Origin of the sequence: Vibrio hepatarius (genome assembly GCF_001274785.1) — a bacterium.
In the GTDB taxonomy this organism is placed as follows: domain Bacteria; phylum Pseudomonadota; class Gammaproteobacteria; order Enterobacterales; family Vibrionaceae; genus Vibrio; species Vibrio hepatarius.
In genome coordinates, this window is sequence record NZ_LHPI01000012.1 from 91,842 (window position 1) to 116,987 (window position 25,146).

Consider the following 25,146-nt stretch of genomic DNA (forward strand, 5'->3'; position numbering starts at 1 on the left):
GATGCCAACAATCAGGATTTAAGATGAACCAGCTGCAACGCTTTTATACATGGATTGCCAATTCGCCGTCACTTTTTGAGCTGACTCCACCGTTCGTCTCACTCGAAGACATTGATGTGAAACCATTCCAAAACAGCGAATACACTGGCAACCCGAGGCTCGGTTTTCTTTACCAGCATTTGTGTACTGAGTTACTCAAACAAAGTGGGCGCTATTCCATCGTGCTCGATGAAGCGCAAATCAATCACAATAACGGACAAACTCTCGGCGCGATCGATCTTATCCTCAAGAATCATCAATCCAATCAACTCGAACATTGGGAAGTCGCGATCAAATTTTACCTGCTACATCAAGGAACTTGGTTTGGTCCCAACGCCCATGATCAGCTAGATAAAAAACTGGCGAGAATGCTCAACCACCAACTAAAGATGAGCGCTTCAGAACCGTTTAAGCATCAATATCCGCATCTGGATAATTTATCCGAGCATCTGTTGTTACAAGGCCGCTTATACATCAACCCATTTACTCAAGAAACGGTACCAAGCGAATGCTTAGGTTTTACACTCAACGCCAGCCAAATTACAGGCTATTGGTGTTATCAAAGTCAGTGGGAACAAATTGAAGAGGAACTCTTCGAGTTGGATAAAGCTTGTTGGGCAACGGGCATCACCGAATTCAACCAGCCGTTAGAAAAACCACAAGGGCGATTTGTTCATGCTCAAACTCGACAAGGTCAATTTTGGTTTGTCGTACCCGACACTTGGCCCAATAACCATCGCAGTAACTAAAGTGGCAACAAAAAGGGTTGGTATAAACACCAACCCTTTGTTCTATTTTTCGCGTAACTCAGTGTCTTTTATAGACCTGCGTTTGCGAATACCTGATTCACAATCTCTTGCGCTTCCGCTTCGATTTGTTTTAGGTGTTCTTCACCTTTGAAGCTTTCACAGTAAATCTTGTAGATGTCTTCTGTACCAGAAGGACGAGCAGCAAACCAACCGTTCTCAGTCGTCACTTTCAATCCACCGATTGCTGCGCCATTACCCGGAGCGTGAGTCAAACGTGCCGTGATTGCATCACCAGCCAACGTATCTGCTGTTACCATTTCTGCAGACAGTTTCTTCAGCACGTCTTTCTGAGGTCCGTTGGCAACCGCTTGAATACGGTTGTACTGAGATTCGCCGTGTTTAGCGGCTAACTCTTCGTAGTATTCTTGTGGGTTCTTGCCTGTTACTGCTGTTATTTCTGCCGCGAGCAGACACAGAATGATGCCGTCTTTATCCGTCGACCAAGGTGTGCCGTCTTTACGTAAGAAAGAAGCACCTGCACTTTCTTCACCACCAAAGCCGAATTTGCCCTCAAAAAGACCATCAACAAACCACTTAAAGCCAACCGGAACTTCACACAGTTCACGGCCAAGGTCTGCGACAACTCGGTCAATCAACGCGCTTGATACCAGTGTCTTACCAACAGCAACATCTTTCCCCCAAGCTTGACGATGGCGGTAAAGGTAGTCGATACATACCGCTAGGTAGTGGTTAGGATTCATCAGACCTTTTGGTGTCACGATGCCGTGGCGGTCATAATCTGGGTCGTTACCAAACGCAAGATCATAGTCGTCTTTCAACGCCAACAAACCAGCCATCGCGTAAGGTGATGAGCAGTCCATACGCACTACGCCGTCTTTATCTAAAGACATAAACTGGAATGAAGGGTCAATGGCTTCACTTACCAGCGTTAGATTCAGATCGTACGCTTTCGCGATTTGGCGCCAGTAATCGATACCACTACCACCTAGTGGGTCAACACCGATCTTAAGGTTGGCTTTTTGGATCGCTTCCATATCGATAACGTTCACCAAGTCATCAATGTATGGCTTCACCAAATCCAATTCGACAAACAGTGGCGAGGCTTTCGCTTCAGCAAGCGGCATACGCTTCACGCCTTGTAGACCTTCGGCAATCAGCTCATTAGCACGGTCTTGAATCGCTTGAGTCAGTTCACCCTCAGCAGGACCACCATGAGTTGGGTTGTATTTGATACCACCGTCTTGTGGTGGGTTATGCGATGGCGTGATAACAATGCCATCTGCTTTTTGTTCGTTGTTTAGGTTGTACGTCAAAATCGCATGAGAAATACCTGGCGTTGGCGTGTAACCATTGTCTTGCTGAGCAATAACGTTTACGCCATTTGCCACCAAAACTTCGACCACGCTTGAGAACGCAGGTTCAGACAAGGCATGGGTATCTTTACCGACAAACAAAGGTCCAGTTGTGCCTTTTTCAGCTCGTACTTCAGCGATAGCTTGCGCGATAGCGAGAATGTGGTTTTCGTTAAAAGTGGATTTATCGGCTGTGCCTCTATGGCCTGAAGTACCAAACTCAACTTTGTGTGCCGGATTTGCTGGGTCTGGTTGAAGGAGGAAGTAGTTAGATACTAAAGCAGGAATGTTGTGTAAGTCCTGTTGTTGCGCTTTTTGTCCAGCGCGCGGGTGTATAGCCATAGTGACATCCTTTCTTAGAATAATAGAAGTAAAAACCTCATAATAACGGAGACGAGCCACGCATTATGAGGTTTTTATCAGAATTCTCTAAATTGAGTTAGCAACCTTTTCAGTCAGATCAGCAGGAAAACTCATGCGAGTCATCAATTGATCGACCATTTGGCGCTTGCGGCTAGTGTTATTGTTGGTAATAACCCAGAAAGGGGAGCCAGGAATCGCTTTTGGTTTCGTCGTATTGCCGCTCTCTAATAAGGTTTGCTCGTTGTCAGCAAAGTAAACGCGTTTACGGCCTTTAACTTGAGTTGCTTCAGAAAAACCAGTTGGGTCGATGCGGTGTAATGTAGAAAGCACCAGCATGAATCGATCAATCGCTTTTTTCAGTCCGGCAAACTCATCGGAAATCAGTAGAGAACGCATCTCTTTTACGCCATCAACTTTTTCTTCTTTGATCGCGTCTCGGCTTACCACAATTCCTTGTGGCTGAACCGGTACTACTGGTGCTGGTTGTCGATTTTTACCATCAACTTCCAAAAGACGACGTAAAATATCTGACGCACTCTCACCAATATGTTGGGTTTGACTTGCGATGTAACGGTATAGATCCTCATCAACCTCTATTGTTTTCATTCGCTTTTCACAATCTCTATGTTTAAACTCTGGGGGATTATATACCCAAGTAACCTCAAGATGCGAGTTTCAGATCCTATATCTAAAGCAGAATGAAGCCTTTAGTGAGACTCTAGGTTCAACCACAACGAATAAAATAAAATGTCACAACTGCTCAACTACAAAATTGAAGGTGAGGGTCACACCACCATTTTGATCCACGGACTGTTTGGAAACTTAGATAATTTAGGTTTGCTGGCAAGAGACTTGCGCCAAGATCATCAGGTGGTCAGCGTCGATTTACGCAATCACGGACTCTCTTTCCAAAGCGATGAGCATAATTACGAACTGATGGCGCAAGATGTGTATCAGTTAATCCAGTCGTTAGAACTCGAGCAATACTCGGTGATTGGTCACTCAATGGGTGGCAAGGTCGCGATGAAACTGGCAGAGCTTGCCAAAGAACAGATCACCCAACTGATCGTTTTGGATATGGCGCCAGTCAAATACAGCCAAAGCCGCCACGACAATGTGTTTGCCGGACTAAAAGCGGTATTGGCGCAAAAGCCAACTACACGTAAACAAGCTTTGGAGATTTTAGCCCAGCATATTGAGCTAGAAGGCGTACGACAATTTTTGGGTAAATCGCTGTATAACAGCGGTGAGCATCTTGAATGGCGTTTTAACGTAGAAAGCCTTTGGAATAACTATTGGGAAATTCTGGGTTGGAATCCAATTGAGAAAATCACCACACCTACCCTGTTTATCAAAGGTGGTGATTCTGACTACTTAACTACAGAACACCAAAGCGAAGTCCAAAAGCAATTTGCCAATGCGAAAGCGCACGTGATTGCCAATACGGGTCACTGGTTACACGCGGAAAAACCGGCGGAAGTGCTAAGAGCAATTCGCAAGTTTATTTCGTAAAAACAGAATGAGAGGTCTGTTGCACCCTGCCCGTTAACTTTATCTATTAACAGTGGTATAGTGCAGCGCAAGTATTTTGGCATAAAGGGATTCCATGCTCTACGACTATATGAACATGCTCGAGTCGATTGGTCTCGACTTACTTTTTGCGTCTATCTTTTTCTTAATTGGTATGGCGATTAAAGATGTCCTCAAAGCAGGCAATGTTCCTCCTTTTGGTCGTCGCATAGTATGGCTGGTTCTATTCTTAGGCTGTGCGGGTTTCATTGCCAAAGGCATTATTCAAATCAGCTGGGAAGGCACAGGACTGGGTTGATCTCCGGTTTAGCCACAACAAAAAAATAGTAAAGGTAACGAATCTATGGCAAGTGTAGGTATCTTCTTCGGTAGCGACACAGGTAACACTGAAGCTGTTGCAAAGATGATTCAAAAACAACTAGGTAAACAACTAGTTCACGTTCAAGATATTGCTAAGAGTAGCAAAGAAGACATCGATAACTTCGACCTGCTGCTACTAGGTATCCCAACTTGGTACTACGGCGAAGCACAGTGCGACTGGGATGACTTTTTCCCTGAGCTAGAGCAAATTGATTTCTCTACAAAACTAGTTGCTATCTTTGGTTGTGGTGACCAAGAAGATTACGCAGAATACTTCTGTGACGCTATGGGTACCGTTCGTGACATCGTTGAAGCGAAAGGTGGCACTATCCTAGGTTACACTTCTACTGAAAGCTACGAGTTTGAAGCATCAAAAGCACTTGTTGAAGGCGACGACAGCCAATTCGTTGGTCTATGTATCGATGAAGACCGTCAGCCAGAGCTCACCGAAGAGCGTGTTAACAACTGGTGCAAACAAATTCATGAGGAAATGTGTTTAGCTGAACTAGAAGGCTAATCTGCATTTCGATAAAAAAACCTCCGCGATGGAGGTTTTTTTGTATCTGAACGTTAAGCAGCTTGCTCTTGCACGCACTCTCGGTACTGCGGCTTCTTACGTACATAAAGTTGGCGCTGAACCTCAGACACCACGTTCCCATCTTTGTCCTTCACGTGAACAATAAATTCAGGAAAGCACTTTTCACCACTCGCGGTTTGTTGCAGGATATCGTCGAGCAACGGCTGAGAAATGACGAAATCTGCATATAAGTCGCTTTGACCCGGCTTGATGAAGTTGATGCTCGCCTGCTTATCCCAAACATAGTACTGCTTACCTAAAATTCCCATCAGCATGAGTGCGTACACAGGGTCAGTCAGTGAGAAGATACTGCCTCCATACTGAGTACGGTTGGCATTTTTGTTCCACCAGCGTAATTTGAGCTTCACTTTGACTTGGCGAAAGTCGTCACTTATTGAAAGGATCTTAATACCCGAACCCCAGAATGGCGGCCATAAGTTCAATGCATGCCTGACGACATTGGGCTTATCAGCGATATCCATCCATGATTTCATTTTTATTCCCTGAGTTTATTCGTTACAATGTTAATTAATTGTAACTGGTCAGAGTTGTATGATCAGTGACTTGGCACGGGTTTATAATAAATCCCTAGTAACCCTTTGAAGTTCGTGGTTTATTGTTATCTCCTACTGCCCTATAATGATAGGAATATTGAATTCTGTTAATTACTGCAGATCATCAACAGGAAAGTATATGTCAGACAACAACCAAGCGCTTAAGGATGCTGGTCTTAAGGTTACACTACCAAGACTGAAGATTTTAGAAGTACTACAGCAACCAGAATGCCAACATATTAGTGCTGAAGAGCTATATAAAAAGCTGATTGATCTAGGAGAAGAGATTGGTCTAGCTACCGTATACCGCGTATTAAACCAATTTGATGATGCAGGTATTGTGACTCGCCACCATTTTGAAGGCGGTAAGTCTGTATTTGAGCTATCGACGCAACACCACCACGATCACTTAGTTTGTCTGGACTGTGGTGAAGTGATTGAATTCTCTGACGACCTTATCGAAGAACGTCAGAAAGAAATTGCGGCGAGATATAACGTTACACTGACTAACCACAGCTTGTACCTATACGGCAAATGTGGCGACGGCAGCTGTAAAGAGAACCCTGACGCACACAAGCCGAAGAAATAATCTTAGATTTTAAAGCGCTCAATGAGCGCTTTTATTTTATCTGCTATTTATCGTCAGACACAAAAAAGCCAGTCCGAAGACTGGCTTTTTCATATATCTAGCAATTACTGAGCTTCAATTTTAGCCCAAGTATCGCGTAGGCCAACCGTGCGGTTGAACACCAAAGCATCTGCTTTAGAGTCTTTTGCGTCGGCGCAGAAGTAACCCATACGCTCAAATTGGTAACCTTTCTCAGCTTCCGCTGAAGCTAAGCTTGGCTCCACATAACCGCGCTTCACTTGCAGTGAATCTGGGTTGATTGTTTCAGCAAAATTATCCGCTGCCGCTGGGTTTGGTACGGTGAACAAACGATCGTATAGACGAATTTCAGCAGGAAGACCTTTATCCGCAGATACCCAGTGAATAACACCCTTCACTTTACGGCCATCTGCTGGGTTTTTGCCTAACGTTTCATCGTCGTAAGAACAGAAGATAGTAGTAATATTACCTTCTGCATCTTTCTCAATACGCTCCGCTTTAATCACGTAAGCACCACGTAGACGAACTTCTTTACCCAGAACCAAACGCTTGTACTTCTTGTTCGCTTCTTCACGGAAGTCTTCACGCTCAATCCAAACTTCGCGAGTGAACGGAACTTCACGCTCGCCCATTTCTGGTTTGTTCGGGTGGTTAGCAACCGTCAGCATTTCGACTTTGTCCGCGTCGTAGTTTTCAATCACGACTTTCACCGGGTCCAGAACTGCCATCGCGCGTGGCGCGTTTTCGTTTAGATCGTCACGGATACAAGACTCGAGTGAACTCATCTCGATCATGTTGTCTTGCTTAGTCACACCGATACGCTTACAGAACTCACGGATTGAGCCTGGCGTGAAGCCACGACGACGCAGACCAGAGATAGTCGGCATACGTGGATCATCCCAGCCGTTTACAAGCTTTTCGCTTACTAACTGGTTTAGCTTACGCTTAGACATCACGGTGTACTCAAGGTTTAGGCGGCTAAACTCGTACTGATGCGGCTGACAATCAATCGTGATGTTTTCCAACACCCAATCGTAAAGACGGCGGTTATCTTGGAACTCTAGCGTACATAGCGAGTGCGTAATGCCTTCTAACGCATCAGAAATACAGTGCGTAAAGTCGTACATTGGATAGATGCACCACTTGTCACCTGTTTGGTGGTGAGTTGCAAAACGGACACGGTAAAGCACAGGATCACGCATCACCATGAACGACGAAGACATATCGATCTTCGCACGAAGACACGCTTTACCTTCCTCAAAGCCACCAGCACGCATTTTTTCAAATAGCGCTAAGTTTTCTTCAACGCTACGGTCACGGTAAGGACTTGGCTTACCAGGTGCAGTCAGTGTGCCGCGGTATTCGCGGATCTGCTCAGGACTTAGCTCTTCAACGTACGCTAAGCCTTTGTTAATTAATTCCACTGCAAACTCGTACAGCTTGTCGAAGTAGTTTGATGAGTAACATACGTCACCATCCCACTCGAAGCCTAACCAGCTCACATCATTCTTAATTGACTCAACGTATTCTACGTCTTCTTTTTCAGGGTTAGTGTCGTCAAAACGCAGGTTACATTTACCCTGATAGTCCTGAGCAATACCAAAGTTCAAGCAAATTGACTTAGCGTGACCGATGTGCAGATAACCGTTTGGCTCTGGCGGGAAACGAGTATGCACGCTTGTGTGTTTGCCATCCGCTAAATCTTTGTCGATGATTTGGCGAATGAAATTCGATGGACGAGCTTCAGCTTCACTCATCTATAGCACCTCAATTGTTGTAGTATTGTTCAGAGAAAATCTCGTTCAGTGGGGATATTTCCCACCAACGTATATAACGTCTAATGATCCACAATTCTTAGCCTTAGCACAATAAGAACTCTTGTTTAATTCGCAAATATTGCTCGATTTCCACCGATTGATAGCAAACTCGCTTAGCTTTTCGCCAGTTCTATAATTACGGTCCATAAAAGCAAAAAGCCTCCCGAAGGAGGCTTTCATCGATATTGAGACTAACAAAGTACGTTATGGTAGTTTCACGTCCGATAGGTCTTCGTTAGCACCGATTGCTTTCATTTCGCCAGCAACGATTTCCGCTAGAGGACCAAGGATAACTTGTAGGTTGTTTTCACCTAGTTTCACTACACCTTTCGCACCTAGTTTTTTAAGTACGACTTCGTCAGCCACAGAGCGATCTTTCAGTGTTAGACGTAGACGAGTGATACAAGCGTCGATTGACGTTAGGTTCTCGTGACCACCTAGAGCTTTCAAGTATTGACGCGCTAAGTCGCCGTTCTTAGCTTCACCAGCAGGCGCTGCTACTGCTTCATCGTCATCTTCACGGCCTGGTGATTTCAGGTTGAATGCGCGGATAGCGAATGTGAAAGTGAAGAAGTATAGAGCACCAAAGCCTAGACCGATTAGTAGTAGTACGAACGGTTTAGTTGCTAGACCCCAGTTCAATACGAAGTCGATTAGACCCGCTGAGAAACCGAAACCGTGCAGTGTGCCAAACATGTTTGCAACGACTAGAGCAAGACCAGTGAATACTGCGTGCATTGCGTATAGTGCTGGAGCTAGGAACACGAACATGAACTCTAGAGGCTCTGTGATACCAGTTAGGAATGAACAGAACGCTACTGAGAATAGTGCACCACCCACTTGATGACGTTTTTCAACTGGCGCTGCAAAGTACATCGCTAGAGCCGCACCTGGTAGGCCGAACATCATTACAGGGAAGAAACCGTTCATGAATACGCCAGCAGACTTGTCGCCGCCGAAGTAACGGTGTAGGTCACCAGATTTAACTGTTTCAGTTACTTCTTTAACTGTTGCAGTGATTTCTGGAGTTACAGAGTTAGCGAATTCAAATGTGTGAGTTTGACCAGCAACAAGAGTCTTAGCTAGAGCAGGGTCAACACAAAGCTGTTGTAGAGCAGGAAGAGCGTTACCAGCTGCTTGTGCGCCAGTTACTAGAACTTCTTGACACGTACCCATACCGAACCAGAAGTATGAGTTAAGAACGTGGTGAAGACCTACAGGGATAAGTGCACGGTTAAGAGTACCGTATACGAACTGACCTACAGCGCCTGACGTTGATACCGCGTGAGCAAGAGCATCAAGACCACCTTGGATACTTGGCCATACAACACCAGCAATAGCACCAGCTACTAGCGAGAATAGACCCGCCATGATAGGAACTAGACGTTTACCAGAGAAGAATGCCAACCACTCAGGAAGACGTGTTGCGTGGAAAGCGTTGTATGAGTGACCAGCGATAATACCAGCGATGATACCACCGAAGAATGACATGTTAATGTCAGCGTTGATTGTTGTTGCTGTCGCAGTAATAACGAAGTACGCAACTGCACCAGCTAGGCCTGCAGCACCTTGACCGTCTTTTGATAGACCGATCGCGATACCTAGACCGAATAATAATGGAAGTTGACTGAAGATCGCACCACCAGCTTGCGCCATGAATGGGATATCCAGTAGGTCGCCTTGACCCAAACGTAGTAAGAGCGCCGCAACTGGAAGCGTTGCGATAGGAAGCATAAGTGCTTTACCTAACTTTTGCGCATATCCAAGAATATTCACCTTAAGTTCCCCCTATAGGATTTGTATTTTGGTTGAGCGACTTTTTTTAGCTGCTCAATTTAGTCCTGTTCAGTTTATGAGATTAATTTTGCTCCGCAAATTAAAACCTCTTCATTTGTGATCATAATCACCAGAAATGAGTAGGGACAAAGGATTTTGCTAGCGAGATCATAAAACTTATTTTACAATACAAAAAAATGGTAATCGTAAGATAAGATTCGCAGTATCCTTTAGACGATTAGATTGGCGTTATCCCCTATCAAACAATGCATTAATAATTGGTAGGCCACTATATGACTCACTCGTAGAGCCTCTGGTTCTCCATGTAAAATGCCATCCTAATCAGGAAGAATTTTTCGTTTGCTAAAAGATAATTTGCGATCTAATTGAATGTCACAAATAAAGTCCGCTCATCTGTGTTTATACTTCAATTAGACGACTGAAAAGTATTAAGAATCTCAACATAAGGATTAACTAACCATGTACGCGCTTACAAACTGTAAAATCTATACTGGCAGCGATGTTCTGGTTGACCACGCTGTGATCATCAAAAATGAACTGATCGACAAGGTATGCCCAGTTTCAGAACTTCCTAAAGACATCGAAACTCGCGACCTAAATGGCGCCAACTTAAGCCCAGGTTTCATCGACCTGCAGTTAAATGGCTGTGGTGGCGTGATGCTCAACGATGAGATCACAGCAAAAACAATGCAAATCATGCACGAGGCAAACCTAAAATCCGGTTGTACTAGCTTCTTACCGACTCTTATCACCTCTTCAGACGAAGACATGAAGCAAGCGATCGCTGCGGCTCGCGAATACCACGCTCAATACCAGAACCAGTCTTTAGGTCTGCACCTTGAAGGTCCATACCTTAACGTTGCAAAAAAAGGCATTCATAGCGTCGATTACATCCGACCTTCTGACGACAGCATGATCGATTACATGTGTGAAAACGCAGACGTGATCACCAAAGTGACGCTGGCACCAGAACACAATGAACCTGAGCACATCGAACGCCTGAAAGATGCTGGTATCGTAGTATCGATTGGTCACACTAACGCAACCTACGCAGAAGCTCGTCGTGGTTTTGAAGCGGGCATCTCATTTGCAACTCATTTATTCAATGCGATGACCCCAATGGTCGGTCGTGAACCTGGTGTTGTCGGTGCTATCTACGATACCCCTGACGTTTACGCGGGTATCATTGCCGACGGGTTCCATGTCGACTATGCAAACATTCGTATCGCTCACAAAATTAAAGGTGAAAAATTAGTATTAGTGACGGATGCCACAGCTCCTGCAGGCGCCGACATGGATTACTTTATTTTTGTTGGTAAGAAAGTATATTACCGAGATGGTAAGTGTGTTGATGAAAACGGCACGCTTGGCGGCTCAGCACTAACTATGATTGAAGCAGTTCAAAACACAGTTGAGCACGTCGGTATCGCTTTGGACGAAGCACTTCGAATGGCAACTCTCTACCCAGCGAAAGCAATTGGTGTAGAAGACAAGCTAGGCCGTGTGAAAAAAGGCATGATTGCAAACCTCACGGTATTCGACCGTGACTTCAATGTTCAAGCGACTATTGTTAACGGACAGTACGAGCAAAAATAAGAATGAATGGCGGACAAATAGGTAACGTAGATTTAGTAAAACAACTAAACAGTGCAGCAGTATACAGACTGATTGACCAGCAAGGTCCTATTTCAAGGATTCAAGTTGCTGATGCTAGTCAACTGGCGCCTGCGAGTGTTACAAAAATAACCCGCCAACTACTTGAGCGCGGCCTAATCAAAGAGGTCGCGCAACAAGCCTCTACAGGCGGTCGTAGAGCAATCTCTCTTACGACAGAAGTCGAGCCTTTCCACTCAGTCGCAGTGCGTATCGGCCGAGACTACATGCAATTCAGTCTTTACAATCTTGGTGGAAAAGAACTCGCGTCTGACTACACTGAGTTTTTCTACACCACTCAAGAAGAGTTGGTTGACGGTCTGATCGCCCATCTTAAGCAGTTCATCTCTTCTAATCAGAATGTCATCAATCAACTTATCGCTATCGGTATCTCTCTACCCGGCCTGGTTAATCCAGAAGACGGTGTGGTGGAATACATGCCGAATATCTCGATTGATAAGCTGAGCCTTTCTGAATTAATCAACAACACCTTCCACGTGCAGTGTTTCGTTGGGAACGACGTTCGTGGTATGGCGTTAGCGGAACATTACTTTGGTGCTAGCCGTGACTGCCAAGATTCAATCTTAGTCAGTGTTCACCGTGGTACTGGTGCCGGTATCATCGTTAATGGTCAGGTGTTCTTAGGTCATAACCGTAACGTTGGTGAAATTGGACACATTCAGATCGATCCACTTGGTGAGCAATGTACCTGTGGTAATTTCGGCTGCCTTGAAACCGTTGCAGCTAACCCTGCGATTGTTGAGCGCGTGAACAAGCTAATCTCTCAAGGTTATGAATCTAGCTTAACCACACTGGACTCTATTTCGATTAGCGATGTGTGTGAACACGCTAATCTTGGAGATGAGTTGGCTAAACAGAGCTTAGTCCGCGTTGGCAACCAACTTGGTAAAGCGATTGCCATTACGATCAACTTGTTTAACCCGCAAAAAGTTGTCATCGCGGGTGACATTACTCAGTGTGAAGATATTGTTTTCCCTGCAATTCGTCGTAACGTAGAAAACCAATCTCTCACCACTTTCCATAGTGATTTGCCTATCGTCACATCAGAAATCGACAAACAGCCGACACTGGGCGCGTTTGCGATGATTAAACGAGCGATGCTGAACGGCGTTTTGTTACAAAAATTACTTGAAGATTGATCGCCTACGCAATCAGTTGAGTTAGAATACGGGCTGCGTCGAAAGACGCAGCCTTTTTCTTTGGGACAAAATCATAAGAATAACTATGGAACTGATACTCATATCTGCTGCTTTTTTAGCTGGTTTTATTGCGCTTAAGCTCAACCTTCCCCCTTTAGTTGGCTTCCTGCTTGCGGGATTCGGACTCAACGCGTTTGGTTTTGAAAGTGATTCGACAATCGTCACTCTCGCAGATCTGGGGGTGACGCTACTGCTGTTCACCATCGGTCTGAAACTCGAGATTAAAACCCTGCTCTCCAAAGAAATTTGGGCGGGCTCAACCATTCATAACGTTTGTTCAACGGCAATATTCAGCGCTGCACTGCTGTGCTTTAAGTTTTTAGGCATTAGTTCACTCGCGGCAATGTCGATTGACCAAATCCTGTTACTTGGCTTCGCTCTGTCTTTCTCTAGTACGGTGTTTGCCGTTAAGTCACTGCAAGAAAAAGGTGAAATGAACGCGACCTACGGCACGCTCGCGATCGGTATTCTGGTTATGCAGGATATCTTTGCCGTGATCTTCCTGACCGCGTCTACTGGCAAACTTCCTGAATGGTACGCCATCGGCTTGTTCGCGCTGCCACTACTCAGACCGATATTCTACAAAGTCCTAGACTGGGTAGGCCACGGCGAGATGTTAGTCTTGTTCGGCATTTTCTTTGCGCTTGTCGTCGGTGCAGGTCTATTTGAACTGGTTGGCATGAAGCCCGATCTCGGCGCGCTTATCTTGGGTATGCTACTCGCTGGCCACAAGAAAGCCTCTGAGCTATCCAAGTCGCTGTTTAACCTCAAAGAACTGTTCCTTGTATGTTTCTTCTTAAATATCGGTCTATCTGAGCAACCAACATGGTCAGGCTTCGCATTGGCGATCTTGTTCTTGTTGCTGCTACCACTGAAAGGCATTCTCTATTTCGTAGTGATCAACGCGTTTAAATTCCGCGTTCGTACCTCGTTACTTGCCTCATTGAGCCTGTTCAACTACAGCGAATTTGGCCTAATTGTCGGCGGCTTAGCATTTAAGATGGGCTGGATGAGCGGTGATATTCTGGTTGCGATTGCCATTGCGGTATCCATTTCGTTTGTTTTGGCGGCGCCTATCAACCGTTATGGACACCGAATCTATCAACACTCTAGCCACTGGTTGCGTGAGCATGCTGCAGAACAACTCAACACCAGAGATAAATTGATCAATCCTGGGCATGCACAGATCCTTATCCTCGGGATGGGACGTATCGGCACTGGCGCATATGATGAGCTCAAAAACCGTTACGGCAGCATTAGCTTGGGGATTGAAGTACGCGAAGACGCGGCGAAGCAACATCGAGAAGAAGGCCGAAACGTTATCGCAGGCGACGCAACTGACTCGGATTTCTGGGAACGAATTCTCGACACTGCCAACGTGAAACTGGTACTGCTTGCCATGCCGCATCACCAAGGTAACCAAATTGCGTTAGACCAGCTACAACGTCGTAATTTCAAAGGGCAAATAGCGGCAATCGCTGAGTATCAAGACCAGCTAGATAGCTTAACGGAAAAAGGCGTCGATGCTGCGTTTAACATTTACAGCGAGGCTGGTAGCGGTTTTGCTCGCCATGTTTGCAAGCAACTCCAACCGTCATTTAGCCCCCCTACTCGCTAACTTTTTATAAGGCTGCCACTTAGGCAGCCTTATTTTTTGGATAAAAAACCGACAAAATATAGATCTCATTCAATAAAGTGCAGGTTAAATTAGAAAAAATTCACATCAATGGCTGTTTTATTATTTTTTTAATCGATGTTGGTTGCTTTTTTTAATCAAGATGGCAAATTGGAGTCAACGAGTTAAATAAATTTTAAAGGGAAGTTGTATGTGTTCTATCTTCGGCATTTTGGATATCAAAAGTGATGCTCAGGCGCTTCGCCCTGTTGCACTGGAAATGTCTAAAAAACTGCGCCACCGTGGCCCAGACTGGTCAGGTATCTATGCCTCTGACAAAGCAATTCTTGCTCACGAGCGTTTAGCGATCGTAGGTCTAAATAGTGGTGCTCAGCCTCTAATTAGCCCAGATAAAAAACACATCCTTGCGGTGAACGGTGAGATCTACAACCACAAAGAGATTCGCGCTCGCTACGAAGGCAAATACGACTTCCAAACAGATTCAGACTGTGAAGTTATCCTCGCACTATACCAAGATAAAGGTATAGAGCTGCTTGAAGAGCTAAACGGTATCTTCGCGTTCGTTCTTTACGATGAAGAAAAAGATGTTTACCTAGTTGGTCGCGACCACATCGGTATTATTCCTCTATACCAAGGTTACGATGAACACGGCAACTACTACGTTGCTTCAGAGATGAAAGCACTAACGCCAGTATGTAAAACCATCAGCGAATTCCCTCCGGGTTGTTACTACTCGTCAGCTGACTCTGAGCCACAGCGTTACTACACTCGTGACTGGAACGAATACGATGCAGTAAAAAACAACGTAACAAGCAAAGAAGAACTGACTGAAGCGCTAGAAGCCGCGGTTAAACGCCAGCTAATGACGGACGTACCTTACGGTGTGTTGCTTTCTGGTGGTCTTGATTCTTCTATTACTTCAGCTGTTGCAAAACGCTTTGCTGCAATGCGTATCGAAGACGATGAGAAGTCAGAAGCTTGGTGGCCTCAACTTCACTCATTCGCTGTTGGTCTAGAAGGCGCACCAGATTTGAAAGCTGCTCGTGAAGTGGCTGACAAGATTGGTACCGTACACCACGAAATGACATACACCATCCAAGAAGGTCTAGACGCCATTCGTGACGTGATTTACCACATCGAGACTTACGACGTAACCACGATTCGTGCTTCAACGCCTATGTACCTAATGGGACGTAAGATCAAAGCGATGGGCATCAAGATGGTACTGTCTGGTGAAGGCGCTGATGAAATCTTCGGTGGCTACCTCTACTTCCACAAAGCGCCAAACGCGAAAGAGTTCCACGAAGAAACCGTTCGTAAGCTGCTGGCATTGAACATGTTTGACTGTGCACGTGCAAACAAGTCTCTTGCCGCTTGGGGCGTAGAAGGTCGTGTACCTTTCCTAGATAAAGAGTTTATCGACGTGGCAATGCGTCTAAACCCAGCGGATAAGATGTGTGGCAACGGTAAGATGGAAAAACACATCCTACGCGAGTGTTTTGAACACTACTTACCAGATTCAATTGCATGGCGTCAGAAAGAGCAGTTCTCTGACGGTGTTGGCTACAGCTGGATTGATACATTGAAAGAAGTGGCGGAAGCGAAGGTAACGGATCAGCAAATGGAAACGGCGCAATACCGCTTCCCTTACAACACGCCAACGACAAAAGAAGGCTACGTTTACCGCGAGATCTTTGAAGAGCTATTCCCTCTTCCATCGGCAGCAGAATGTGTGCCTGGTGGTCCATCAGTGGCGTGTTCATCTGCGAAAGCGATTGAGTGGGATGAATCATTCAAAAACTGTGTTGACCCATCAGGTCGCGCCGTTCAGACCGTACACAACGACGCATACTAATCAAAAAAAGAGGCACCAATCGGTGCCTCTTTTTATATCTCTAGGTGTCTATTTTCGACGCTGACCTCAACAGGTTTACTGAGCATTTTCACCAGTAGAATAGAACGGGTTTCCCCATCTGCTTCTTGATAAATCGCTTCAATACCCGAAAACTGCCCACCAGCGACTCTCACCACATCACCTTTCGCCGGCAAAGAATCACATTGCGAATGCAATTGCAGTTGCTCGATCTCTTTCAAGGTTTCGATCAATGAATCATCCAACACTTGTGGCGTCGCACCTTTACCAACAAAGTCAATCACGCCACGTGTAGAGCGGATCGTAGTGAATGTTGGCCCTGTTTCAGGGTCGAAATGCGCGAATACATAAGACGGAAACAAAGGCTCGCTTTTAATTTGTCTTTTACCCCGAACGATTTTCTCAACCGCAGTTTCTGGGTAATAGCATGCGACGCCTTGGTTTTCTAAGTGCAATTTGGCACGCTTTTGTTCGCTGCGCTTACAATAAAGTAAATACCATTGTTTCATATATATAGCCAACCGTGTTTTTTGCACATCCTAGCATTTTGTCACTTATATGTATGTGCGAAATTGTAAGTACATTTCGCACTCTCATTTGGCCAACTTTACAAGTCACCAAATTGGAAAATAAGTTTTCCCACCGTTTAATCAGTACGTTTAACTAAACTTTTCTATTAATTTTCATAACCTTATCAACCAAACTACATAAAGTCTTAAATTTATCTCAATTGAAGTCGTTTTCTCTAAGATGTATACGTAATGACAAATTAAAAACTTTAATGCACGGCATTAACAAAACTTATGGCAAAACAACATCAAATTCTTGGCCACCCTCGCGGCCTATTCCTTCTTTTTGGTACTGAGTTATGGGAACGCTTCTCATATTACGCAATGCGCGCCATCTTGGTACTTTACTTAACCGATACAACAATTAATGGTGGTATGGGCTGGTCAACCAAAGATGCACTCGATCTTTACGGTATCTACACTGGCTTAGTTTATATCACGCCTTTAATTGGTGGTTGGTTGGCCGACAACTACTTAGGCCAACGCCGTTCAATTCTCATCGGTGGTGCGTTGATGGCGGTAGGTCAGTTCACACTGGCGATGCCAGCAGATGTTCTAGGACTGAGTGCAATTCACACTTTCTACCTTGGTCTAGCGCTCCTAATCTCAGGTAACGGTCTATTTAAACCAAACATCTCAACCATGGTTGGTGATTTATACCAAGAAGGCGACAACCGTCGTGACGGAGCATTTACGATTTTCTATATGGGTATCAACCTCGGCGCACTGCTTGCTGGCGTTGTATCCGGTTCTGTTACCAACGAGTTTGGTTGGAAAGCGGGTTTTATCGTTGCGGGCGCAGGCATGGTGATCAGCTTAATTATGCAAATGGGCCTAGCTCAGTCTTGGTTGGGTAATATCGGCGTTGAGCCTGCGGCAGTGCGTGATTTGGAAAACAAGCAAGCGCAGAAAAAGCAGCCACTAACCAAGCAAGAAGTCGACCGACTCAAAGTGGTTTTGGTCATGGGCCTGTTTGTGATTGTATTCTGGGCTGGCTTTGAACAAGCAGGTGGTCTGATGAACATCTACACCCAGCAATACACTGACCGTATGATTGGTTCATTTGAAGTACCAGCAGCTTGGTTCCAGTCGCTTAACCCATTCTTCATAATTACCTTAGCGCCAGTTCTCGCTGCGCTATGGGTAAAAATGGGCAAGAAAGAACCAAACTCTCCGGTTAAATTCGCGCTGGCTCTGTTCTTCTTAGCGTTAGGCTTTGTTTGTATGGTTGGCGCGGTTATGGAACAAGGCGGCGACACGAGCGTGAAAACTTCGATGCTATGGTTAGTTGGCGCATTCTTCTTCCATACACTGGGTGAGTTATGCCTATCCCCAATCGGCTTATCCATGGTCACCAAGCTAGCTCCGCTACGTCTAGCATCATTAATGATGGGCGCTTGGTTCGGCTTTAACGCCATCGCAAACTACGTCGCAGGCCTTATCGGCTCACACGTGGGTGAGTTGGGTGCGCTGTCTATCTTTGGTGGTATCGCAATTACTGCCACTCTCTCAGGTGTTCTGCTTCTGATGTTCTCGGGCACTCTGGTGCGCTGGATGCATGGTGCGGAATCATCTGCCCAACTAGCGGAAGAAAGCGAGCCTGCAGCGCAACCTGCTTAAGACCTTACGTCAAGTTACGAAATAAAGTGCAAGCGGTCGTTCCAATTCGTGGAATGACCGCTTTTTTATATCCTTCGTCAATCTGCATTGAATGTTTGTCCCTCACAGCTTTACCTAAGTCCCATTACCAAGCAGCAAAATATTCAGCCTCGCAAACTCACTATATACTTGAAGCAAAAGATTATTGTTCGAATAAGGACATTACATGTATAAAAGTTTGTTGGCACTACTGCTTTTTATCTCCACCGCAATAAATGCTGAACCACTCTACTGGCAAGCCGAAAAAGGAGGAGTGACTTATCTGATTTTAGGTTCCGTACACGTAGGTGACGAAACCATGTTCCCTCTCCCATCGACGATTAACGACAGACTGCAAACAAGTGATGGCTTAATCATTGAAGCGGATGTGCGTAAGACCCAAGGTGTCGTCTACCCAGAAATCACTATCCAAAGTAAAGATGTGCTGAGTAAAGAGCAGCAAACACGCTTGAACCAGATCGCTTCCCAGCTATCGATGAACCCAGAACAGTTACTCAACACCGCGCCATGGGCGGCTGCGATTGGTATCCAAATGAAGCAAATTGAAAGCTTCGGCTACCGCTCTGATGATGGCGTCGACTTGAGGTTGATATACAAAGCGACCACAAAAAATATCCCAGTATTCAGCCTAGAGTCACTTCAGTTTCAAATCGACTTACTGACAGGTCAAGCAGAAGGCGGCAAAGAGTTTTTGCTCAGCGTGCTGGATGAATTTGAAGACGCCGAGATAGCAACACATTGTCTGATCGACAGTTGGAAAGCCGGAGATCTGAACAAACTGAATGAGTTTGCGACGCTAACAGAAATGTCGCCGGAGTTTGAAGATGCGTTTATTTACCAGCGTAATAAAAACTGGGTCAATAAACTCGCTGACCCAAGTTGGCTACCAAACCCAAAAGGTTCATACGTTATGGTGGTCGGCACACTTCACCTGGTTGGCGAACAAAATGTACTGAGCTTGCTGCAAAACAAAGGCTTTAAAGTCACGCAATTGTCACACAGCAAAAGCGTCGACTGTCACTATCAGAGTTAATAGCTTAGGTTATAACAAACACAAAACGAAAAAGCCCCAGCATTTCTGCTAAGGCTTAGAATGTGGTCGGTGAAGAGGGATTCGAACCCCCGACCCTCTGGTCCCAAACCAGATGCGCTACCAAACTGCGCTATTCACCGAGACGTTTTATTCGAGCATTTTGCCCGTCAACGGAAGCGTATATTACGGATTCTGGCCTCTAACGCAAGCCATTTCCCGACTTTTTTCAAAAATTCCGTTCACTTGGCTAAAACGCCATCAGCGGGCTACAAAATGTGAGCAAAAACACACCAACAAAAACAAGTGCGCAACCAAAAGACAACAATTGATCCAGATCAGTGTTGCATATTTAACCTCAGTTTACCTTTACACCTGTCAACACACTTTGTATTCATTGGAGGAAATATGGACTTTTGGCTTGAACTCCTATTTGGTAATGCGGTAGGTCTGTCTTCAATGCTAGTAATTTTCGGCGCTTTGGGTCTAATGCTGTTTTACGGCGGCTACTTCGTTTACAAAGTGATGAACGACAAATCTCCTCACTAGAAATCGCTTAGCCCTATTCTCGTAATAGACGTTCGCTTTGCACCGAAGTAGATACATTGTCTACTTCGGTTTTTTATTTTTTGCTCCCACTTAATCCTATCGTTGATATACTGACAACACTGATTCCTTACTCTGAGATGCCGTTATGTCTCACGATGATGATTTAGCCCTGTTTCAAGAAATGATGGGCGATGTTAAACCAATTCAACAAGACACTGCCGAACACAAAAAACAACATAGTGTCTCTGATGCTCAATTGGCAAAACGCGAAGCCGCAATTTGGTTGACGGAAGATGACCCTGAATACCTTTCTGTCGATCACGCGCCAATGATCAAACCAGAAGACATCATTGAGTTTAAACGTAACGGCGTACAAGACGGGGTTTACCGCAAACTTCGCTTAGGCAAATACCCTATCCAAGCTAGGCTGGACTTACACCGCCGAACACTAAAACAGGCAAGAGATGAAGTTGTACAGTTTCTGAAACAGTGTATGGCGATGGATATCCGCACCGTAGTGATCGTTCACGGACGCGGAGAGAAATCAAATCCACCCGCGTTAATGAAGAGCTTTGTTGCTCAGTGGCTGGAACAAATCAACGAAGTCCAATGCGCCCATAGTGCACAACGGTTTCATGGTGGAACGGGCGCCGTTTATGTTTTATTGAAGAAAAGCGCAGACAAGAAAATCGAAACTCGCGAACGCCATCAAAAGCGTTTGGGTTAAACAAAGCCTCAGTGCTAGAATATTAAAGCAGCCTTCACGGCTGCTTTTTCATTTCCATCAACATGCCGTTGTGAAACGTTAGAGAGAACCAACATGTCACAAGATTTAGCCAAACGACTCAACAAATTCATCAGTGAAACAGGCTTTTGTTCACGCCGAGAAGCAGACAAGCTTATCGAACAAGGCCGCGTTACCATTAACGGTAAAGTGCCTGAAATGGGCACCAAGGTTGTTGCTGGTGATGATGTTTGTGTCGACGGGAAACCCGTTAGTGCCAAAGAGAAGCCGATTTATATTGCGTTAAACAAGCCGACCGGCATTACCTGTACGACAGAGCGTGACATTCCAGGCAACATCGTTGATTTCATCGGCCATAAGAAACGTATCTTCCCTATTGGTCGCCTCGACAAACCTTCTGATGGTTTGATCTTCCTGACCAATGACGGCGACATCGTTAACAAGATCCTTCGTGCAGGTAATAACCACGAAAAAGAGTACGTGGTACGAGTCGATAAACCGATCACCGACCAGTTCATCCAAAAAATGAGTTCGGGTGTTGAGATCCTAGATACAGTCACTTTGCCGTGCAAAGTGACCAAAGAAACCAAGTACGCTTTTCGTATCGTACTGACACAAGGTTTGAACCGTCAGATTCGCCGTATGTGTGAAGCGTTAGGTTACGAAGTATTCAAGTTGCGCCGCGTGCGTATCATGAACATCACCCTAGATGGTATTCCAAACGGTCAGTGGCGCTATTTGACTGATGCTGAAGTCGCGGAAATCCTCGCGATGTGTGAAGGCTCAATCAGCACGGAAGAAGCCTCGAAACTTGATAGCCGCGGCAAACAGATCCGCAAAGCGACCGATGCAAAACTATTTGATAGCCGCGATGAAAATCATGATTCGAAAGCTCGCCGTAATCAAAAGCAACGCACGTTTAAAGGCCGCAACGCTGATGAGCTTCGCCATGCGCCAAATTCAAAGAAAGGGCGTCACGGCAAACCAAATACCAACCAACGCTCTGATTCGGGCAAAGGGAAAACGGCTTACAAACCCAAAGCGGGCAATCAACCACGCACTGCAAATAAACCAAGAACAAACGGCACTTTGAGCTTAAAAAAGTAATCAAATAGCCAAAAACAACAAAGGGGAGCATCAGCTCCCCTTTTTCGTGTTCGATTACGTCAGTAATTCAATTACTTAGTACCGAAAATCTTATCACCCGCATCACCTAGACCCGGAACGATGTAGCCTTTGTCGTTTAGCTTCTCATCGATTGCCGCAGTGTAAAGCTCCACTTCTGGGTGCGCTTTTTCTAATGCTTCAATACCTTCAGGTGCTGCAACAAGAACCAGAACTTTAATTTGGTTACAGCCTTTCTCTTTTAGCAAGTCAATCGTTGCGATCATTGAGCCGCCAGTTGCTAGCATTGGGTCAACAACCAAAGCGATACGCTCGTCGATGTTAGACGCTAGCTTGTTGAAATAAGGAACAGGTTCCAGTGTTTCTTCGTCACGGTAGATACCAACTACGCTGATACGTGCGCTTGGCATGTGCTCAAGAACACCATCCATCATACCCAGACCTGCGCGTAAGATCGGCACTACTGTTACCTTCTTACCTTTAATTTGGTCAACTTCCACTGGACCGTTCCAACCGTCAATGGTTACTTTTTCCGTTTCAAAGTCTGCAGTCGCTTCGTAAGTCAGTAGGCTACCTACTTCTGTCGCCAGCTCGCGAAAGCGCTTAGTGCTGATGTCACCTTCTCTCATTAGACCAATTTTGTGCTTAACAAGAGGGTGTTTTACTTCAACAACTTTCATTTCCATCTCCGGGTATTTGATGATTTTTAAACAAACCTTCAGATTATAAACGATTTCATTAACAATTTCTTGCGATAGAACAAAAGAAAAAACCCACGCAAACGTTTGCTATATGGGTTTATCCACTGTTAGAATAGCGCCGTTTTCATACCCACTTTCAAAACCGAGGACTTCACTGTGAGTGCTAATAACACTTCTCTAAGCTATAAAGATGCTGGCGTTGATATTGATGCAGGCAACGCTCTTGTTGACCGTATTAAAGGTGCTGTAAAACGCACGCGTCGCCCAGAAGTAATGGGTGGTATTGGTGGCTTTGGCGCACTATGTGAACTGCCAACCAAATACAAGCACCCAGTTCTAGTTTCAGGCACTGACGGTGTAGGCACGAAGCTCCGCCTTGCTTTGGATATGAATAAGCACGACACCATTGGTATCGACTTAGTCGCAATGTGTGTAAACGACCTGATCGTACAAGGTGCTGAGCCACTATTCTTCCTTGATTACTACGCGACAGGTAAGCTAGATGTTGATACCGCAGCAGACGTAGTATCGGGCATTGCTGATGGCTGTCTACAAGCAGGTTGTGCACTGATCGGTGGTGAAACTGCGGAAATGCCGGGCATGTACGAAGGCGAAGACTACGACGTTGCTGGCTTCTGCGTCGGTGTTGTTGAGAAAGAAGACGTTATCGACGGTACTAAAGTCGCAGCGGGTGACGCGCTGATCGCGGTTGGCTCAAGCGGTCCTCATTCAAATGGTTACTCGCTAATCCGCAAGATTCTAGAAGTGTCTGGTGCAGACAAGAGCGAACAGCTCGCAGGTCGCACTATCGGTGAGCACCTTCTAGAACCAACAAAGATTTACATTAAGTCAGCGCTGAAAATGATCGAAGCGCATGACATCCACGCCATCTCTCACATTACAGGCGGCGGTTTCTGGGAAAACATTCCACGTGTACTACCTGAAGGTACAAAAGCAGTTATCGATGGTAACAGCTGGGAATGGCCAGTGATCTTCAAATGGTTACAAGAGAAAGGCAACGTAGACACTCACGAAATGTACCGCACCTTTAACTGTGGTGTTGGTCTAATCGTCGCGCTACCACAAGACCAAGCTGAAGCAGCAGTAAAACTACTGAACGCAGAAGGCGAAAATGCGTGGGTAATTGGCGAGATTGCACAAGCTGAAGCTGGCGAAGAACAAGTAGAGATCAAGTAATAATGAAGAGTATTGTTGTTTTAGTTTCAGGGAATGGTTCAAACTTGCAAGCGATTATCGATGCTTGTGAAACCAGCATTGATACCGGACGAGTGACGGCTGTTTTTTCGAACAAAGCAACAGCTTATGCGTTAGAAAGAGCAAAGAAGGCTGGCGCTGCTGGCCACTTTCTTGACCCGAAAGCGTTTGATACACGAGACGCTTTTGACCATGAACTGATGAAGCAGATTGATGAATATCGACCTGACGTGATTGTTTTGGCCGGTTACATGCGTATTTTGAGTGGCGAATTTGTCCGTCATTACATGGGACGTATGATCAATATCCACCCTTCTCTGCTACCTAAGTATCCGGGCCTCAACACTTACCAGCGTGCGATCCACGCTGGTGACGAAGAACACGGAACTAGCGTACATTTCGTTACAGAACAGTTGGATGGCGGGCCCGTCATCCTCCAAGCTAAAGTGCCGATCTTTGATGAAGACAACGTAGAAACGCTCACGGCTCGAGTACAAACTCAAGAGCATAAAATCTACCCATTGGTTGTTAAGTGGATGGTTGAAGATCGTTTAGAAATGAAGAACGGCAAAGCGTTTCTTGATGGCGAGCAGCTTGGTATTCACGGCTACGCGCAAGAATAACCTAGCCACCAGCTATCAATTTATTTATTCGGCGAGCCTAGTGCTCGCCATTTTAGTTAATCTTAGGTTCATATATGACTCGCTATTCTGAACAACATCAGGAGGTGGTCTATGGATCTTAAAAATCTACTCAACCAAGCATTAAATTCTGACCTGCTCAAACAAGGTCAGCAGCAAATCAAAAAACAATCCAGTTCTGGTACGTTCAAGTCATTAGGCGCAGGCGCGGTTGGTGGCGGCTTAGTAAGCTTGCTTATGGGCTCCAAAAAGAGCAAAAAGTTCGGTAAGAAAGCTGGCAAAAACGCGTTGAAAATTGGTGGTGTCGCGGCGTTAGCAGCCCTCGCTTACAAGGTCTACAACGATTCTCAACATAAGCAAGGGACCACTCCGACTGAAGACAATTTTAACCCTGAAGACAATGTCCACAGTGAGCTGATCCTCAAAGCGATGATTGCAGCGGCGAAAGCCGACGGTCACGTAGATCAACAAGAAATGCAACGTATCGAAGCAGCAGTAAAAGACGCGGGAGCAGACACGCACCTGCAAGCCCTGCTGCATTCAGAACTAAACAAACCACTCGACCCAGCAGATGTAGCTCGCTTAGCACAAACACCGCAGCAGGCTTCTGAGATTTATCTTGCGTCGTTAATTGTCGTTGACGAGCAAAACTTTATGGAAAAAGCGTATCTTCAAGAACTGGCTAAGCAGCTGCAGTTGTCCTCGGATGTCACCTATCAGCTTGAGCAACAACTGAAAAGTTAAAGCGTGTGCACAAAGAAAAA

24 protein-coding genes and 1 tRNA gene are annotated in these 25,146 nt (G+C 45.4%); 17 read left to right on the top strand and 8 right to left on the bottom strand.

From position 1 onward, the window contains the following. Positions 1-23 precede the first annotated feature (23 nt). Positions 24-788, top strand: coding sequence for a DUF1853 family protein (locus AKJ31_RS13115; RefSeq protein ID WP_053409555.1), 765 nt, complete (start codon positions 24-26; stop codon positions 786-788). A 68-nt stretch (positions 789-856) separates the two neighbouring features. On the opposite strand, the gene pgm is transcribed toward AKJ31_RS13115, so the two are convergent. Together pgm and seqA are read right to left on the bottom strand one after the other, a co-directional pair. Further along, the gene (pgm, locus tag AKJ31_RS13120; protein WP_053409556.1) at positions 857-2,503 is read right to left on the bottom strand and encodes a phosphoglucomutase (alpha-D-glucose-1,6-bisphosphate-dependent); all 1,647 of its coding nucleotides are present in this window, start codon (positions 2,501-2,503) and stop codon (positions 857-859) included. 87 nt (positions 2,504-2,590) lie between these two features. Further along, entirely contained in the window at positions 2,591-3,130 is a 540-nt protein-coding gene (seqA, locus tag AKJ31_RS13125) for a replication initiation negative regulator SeqA (RefSeq protein ID WP_053409557.1), read from the bottom strand. Positions 3,131-3,271: 141 nt separating this feature from the next. Between seqA and AKJ31_RS13130 the strand changes: the two genes are divergently transcribed. From AKJ31_RS13130 to fldA, 3 genes are all read left to right on the top strand, one after another. Further along, positions 3,272-4,036 (top strand): alpha/beta fold hydrolase, encoded by a 765-nt coding sequence (locus tag AKJ31_RS13130; RefSeq protein ID WP_053409558.1) that lies wholly within the window; start codon positions 3,272-3,274, stop codon positions 4,034-4,036. 94 nt (positions 4,037-4,130) lie between these two features. Then, positions 4,131-4,352, top strand: a complete 222-nt coding sequence (locus AKJ31_RS13135) for a DUF2788 domain-containing protein (RefSeq protein ID WP_053409559.1) — start codon at positions 4,131-4,133, stop codon at positions 4,350-4,352. A gap of 45 nt (positions 4,353-4,397) precedes the next feature. Next, positions 4,398-4,931 (top strand): flavodoxin FldA, encoded by a 534-nt coding sequence (gene fldA / locus AKJ31_RS13140; RefSeq protein WP_053409560.1) that lies wholly within the window; start codon positions 4,398-4,400, stop codon positions 4,929-4,931. A 53-nt stretch (positions 4,932-4,984) separates the two neighbouring features. Here fldA and AKJ31_RS13145 read toward each other — a convergent pair whose 3' ends face one another. After that, a complete protein-coding gene (locus AKJ31_RS13145) occupies positions 4,985-5,485 on the bottom strand; it encodes a DUF4442 domain-containing protein (RefSeq protein ID WP_053409561.1) in 501 nt (166 codons plus the stop codon). Positions 5,486-5,684: 199 nt separating this feature from the next. Between AKJ31_RS13145 and fcrX the strand changes: the two genes are divergently transcribed. Further along, entirely contained in the window at positions 5,685-6,134 is a 450-nt protein-coding gene (fcrX, locus tag AKJ31_RS13150; protein ID WP_053409562.1) for a ferric iron uptake transcriptional regulator FcrX, read from the top strand. Positions 6,135-6,238: 104 nt separating this feature from the next. On the opposite strand, the gene glnS is transcribed toward fcrX, so the two are convergent. Next, positions 6,239-7,909: a glutamine--tRNA ligase gene (glnS, locus tag AKJ31_RS13155; protein WP_053409563.1), complete on the bottom strand. Its 1,671-nt coding sequence runs from the start codon at positions 7,907-7,909 to the stop codon at positions 6,239-6,241. Between the two features lie 264 nt (positions 7,910-8,173). Beyond that, complete coding sequence (gene nagE / locus AKJ31_RS13160; protein ID WP_053409564.1) at positions 8,174-9,745, bottom strand: N-acetylglucosamine-specific PTS transporter subunit IIBC; 1,572 nt, start codon at positions 9,743-9,745, stop codon at positions 8,174-8,176. A gap of 480 nt (positions 9,746-10,225) precedes the next feature. Between nagE and nagA the strand changes: the two genes are divergently transcribed. The 4 genes from nagA (at position 10,226) to asnB (ending at position 16,130) form a co-directional block, all read left to right on the top strand. Beyond that, complete coding sequence (gene nagA / locus AKJ31_RS13165; protein ID WP_053409565.1) at positions 10,226-11,362, top strand: N-acetylglucosamine-6-phosphate deacetylase; 1,137 nt, start codon at positions 10,226-10,228, stop codon at positions 11,360-11,362. A 2-nt stretch (positions 11,363-11,364) separates the two neighbouring features. Further along, positions 11,365-12,579, top strand: a complete 1,215-nt coding sequence (gene nagC, locus AKJ31_RS13170; protein WP_053409566.1) for a DNA-binding transcriptional regulator NagC — start codon at positions 11,365-11,367, stop codon at positions 12,577-12,579. Positions 12,580-12,664: 85 nt separating this feature from the next. Continuing rightward, positions 12,665-14,257, top strand: a complete 1,593-nt coding sequence (locus AKJ31_RS13175) for a cation:proton antiporter family protein (RefSeq protein ID WP_053409567.1) — start codon at positions 12,665-12,667, stop codon at positions 14,255-14,257. Positions 14,258-14,465: 208 nt separating this feature from the next. Beyond that, entirely contained in the window at positions 14,466-16,130 is a 1,665-nt protein-coding gene (asnB, locus tag AKJ31_RS13180; RefSeq protein ID WP_053409568.1) for an asparagine synthase B, read from the top strand. A 32-nt stretch (positions 16,131-16,162) separates the two neighbouring features. On the opposite strand, the gene rfaH is transcribed toward asnB, so the two are convergent. After that, positions 16,163-16,657: a transcription/translation regulatory transformer protein RfaH gene (gene rfaH / locus AKJ31_RS13185; protein WP_053409569.1), complete on the bottom strand. Its 495-nt coding sequence runs from the start codon at positions 16,655-16,657 to the stop codon at positions 16,163-16,165. Positions 16,658-16,951: 294 nt separating this feature from the next. Between rfaH and AKJ31_RS13190 the strand changes: the two genes are divergently transcribed. Then, entirely contained in the window at positions 16,952-18,337 is a 1,386-nt protein-coding gene (locus AKJ31_RS13190; protein ID WP_053409570.1) for a peptide MFS transporter, read from the top strand. A gap of 205 nt (positions 18,338-18,542) precedes the next feature. Further along, positions 18,543-19,409, top strand: a complete 867-nt coding sequence (locus tag AKJ31_RS13195; protein WP_053409571.1) for a TraB/GumN family protein — start codon at positions 18,543-18,545, stop codon at positions 19,407-19,409. A 63-nt stretch (positions 19,410-19,472) separates the two neighbouring features. Here AKJ31_RS13195 and AKJ31_RS13200 read toward each other — a convergent pair. Further along, positions 19,473-19,549, bottom strand: a tRNA-Pro gene (locus AKJ31_RS13200). 265 nt (positions 19,550-19,814) lie between these two features. Here AKJ31_RS13200 and AKJ31_RS22605 point away from each other — a divergent pair. The 3 genes from AKJ31_RS22605 (at position 19,815) to rluF (ending at position 21,807) form a co-directional block, all read left to right on the top strand. Beyond that, positions 19,815-19,955, top strand: coding sequence for a DUF3149 domain-containing protein (locus AKJ31_RS22605; protein ID WP_072161340.1), 141 nt, complete (start codon positions 19,815-19,817; stop codon positions 19,953-19,955). Between the two features lie 145 nt (positions 19,956-20,100). Further along, positions 20,101-20,682, top strand: coding sequence for a DNA endonuclease SmrA (gene smrA, locus AKJ31_RS13205; protein WP_053409572.1), 582 nt, complete (start codon positions 20,101-20,103; stop codon positions 20,680-20,682). A 93-nt stretch (positions 20,683-20,775) separates the two neighbouring features. Then, complete coding sequence (gene rluF, locus AKJ31_RS13210; protein WP_053409573.1) at positions 20,776-21,807, top strand: 23S rRNA pseudouridine(2604) synthase RluF; 1,032 nt, start codon at positions 20,776-20,778, stop codon at positions 21,805-21,807. Between the two features lie 71 nt (positions 21,808-21,878). Here the strand turns inward: rluF and upp are convergent, their stop codons facing one another. Continuing rightward, positions 21,879-22,505, bottom strand: a complete 627-nt coding sequence (gene upp, locus AKJ31_RS13215) for a uracil phosphoribosyltransferase (protein ID WP_053409574.1) — start codon at positions 22,503-22,505, stop codon at positions 21,879-21,881. Positions 22,506-22,682: 177 nt separating this feature from the next. Here upp and purM point away from each other — a divergent pair, with 177 nt between their 5' ends. From purM to AKJ31_RS13230, 3 genes are all read left to right on the top strand, one after another. Beyond that, on the top strand, positions 22,683-23,723 hold the full coding sequence (purM, locus tag AKJ31_RS13220) for a phosphoribosylformylglycinamidine cyclo-ligase (protein WP_053409575.1): 1,041 nt from the start codon (positions 22,683-22,685) through the stop codon (positions 23,721-23,723). Between the two features lie 2 nt (positions 23,724-23,725). After that, positions 23,726-24,364, top strand: a complete 639-nt coding sequence (gene purN, locus AKJ31_RS13225) for a phosphoribosylglycinamide formyltransferase (RefSeq protein WP_053409576.1) — start codon at positions 23,726-23,728, stop codon at positions 24,362-24,364. 111 nt (positions 24,365-24,475) lie between these two features. Beyond that, the gene (locus AKJ31_RS13230; protein WP_053409577.1) at positions 24,476-25,126 is read left to right on the top strand and encodes a tellurite resistance TerB family protein; all 651 of its coding nucleotides are present in this window, start codon (positions 24,476-24,478) and stop codon (positions 25,124-25,126) included. The last annotated feature ends 20 nt before the right edge of the window (positions 25,127-25,146 follow it).

Coding starts and splice junctions, on each gene's coding strand:
- AKJ31_RS13115 (WP_053409555.1), top strand. CDS start 24: ATGAACCAGCTGCAACGCTTTTATACATGGATTGCCAATTCGCCGTCA.
- pgm (WP_053409556.1), bottom strand. CDS start 2,503: ATGGCTATACACCCGCGCGCTGGACAAAAAGCGCAACAACAGGACTTA.
- seqA (WP_053409557.1), bottom strand. CDS start 3,130: ATGAAAACAATAGAGGTTGATGAGGATCTATACCGTTACATCGCAAGT.
- AKJ31_RS13130 (WP_053409558.1), top strand. CDS start 3,272: ATGTCACAACTGCTCAACTACAAAATTGAAGGTGAGGGTCACACCACC.
- AKJ31_RS13135 (WP_053409559.1), top strand. CDS start 4,131: ATGCTCTACGACTATATGAACATGCTCGAGTCGATTGGTCTCGACTTA.
- fldA (WP_053409560.1), top strand. CDS start 4,398: ATGGCAAGTGTAGGTATCTTCTTCGGTAGCGACACAGGTAACACTGAA.
- AKJ31_RS13145 (WP_053409561.1), bottom strand. CDS start 5,485: ATGAAATCATGGATGGATATCGCTGATAAGCCCAATGTCGTCAGGCAT.
- fcrX (WP_053409562.1), top strand. CDS start 5,685: ATGTCAGACAACAACCAAGCGCTTAAGGATGCTGGTCTTAAGGTTACA.
- glnS (WP_053409563.1), bottom strand. CDS start 7,909: ATGAGTGAAGCTGAAGCTCGTCCATCGAATTTCATTCGCCAAATCATC.
- nagA (WP_053409565.1), top strand. CDS start 10,226: ATGTACGCGCTTACAAACTGTAAAATCTATACTGGCAGCGATGTTCTG.
- nagC (WP_053409566.1), top strand. CDS start 11,365: ATGAATGGCGGACAAATAGGTAACGTAGATTTAGTAAAACAACTAAAC.
- AKJ31_RS13175 (WP_053409567.1), top strand. CDS start 12,665: ATGGAACTGATACTCATATCTGCTGCTTTTTTAGCTGGTTTTATTGCG.
- asnB (WP_053409568.1), top strand. CDS start 14,466: ATGTGTTCTATCTTCGGCATTTTGGATATCAAAAGTGATGCTCAGGCG.
- rfaH (WP_053409569.1), bottom strand. CDS start 16,657: ATGAAACAATGGTATTTACTTTATTGTAAGCGCAGCGAACAAAAGCGT.
- AKJ31_RS13190 (WP_053409570.1), top strand. CDS start 16,952: ATGGCAAAACAACATCAAATTCTTGGCCACCCTCGCGGCCTATTCCTT.
- AKJ31_RS13195 (WP_053409571.1), top strand. CDS start 18,543: ATGTATAAAAGTTTGTTGGCACTACTGCTTTTTATCTCCACCGCAATA.
- AKJ31_RS22605 (WP_072161340.1), top strand. CDS start 19,815: ATGGACTTTTGGCTTGAACTCCTATTTGGTAATGCGGTAGGTCTGTCT.
- smrA (WP_053409572.1), top strand. CDS start 20,101: ATGTCTCACGATGATGATTTAGCCCTGTTTCAAGAAATGATGGGCGAT.
- rluF (WP_053409573.1), top strand. CDS start 20,776: ATGTCACAAGATTTAGCCAAACGACTCAACAAATTCATCAGTGAAACA.
- upp (WP_053409574.1), bottom strand. CDS start 22,505: ATGAAAGTTGTTGAAGTAAAACACCCTCTTGTTAAGCACAAAATTGGT.
- purN (WP_053409576.1), top strand. CDS start 23,726: ATGAAGAGTATTGTTGTTTTAGTTTCAGGGAATGGTTCAAACTTGCAA.
- AKJ31_RS13230 (WP_053409577.1), top strand. CDS start 24,476: ATGGATCTTAAAAATCTACTCAACCAAGCATTAAATTCTGACCTGCTC.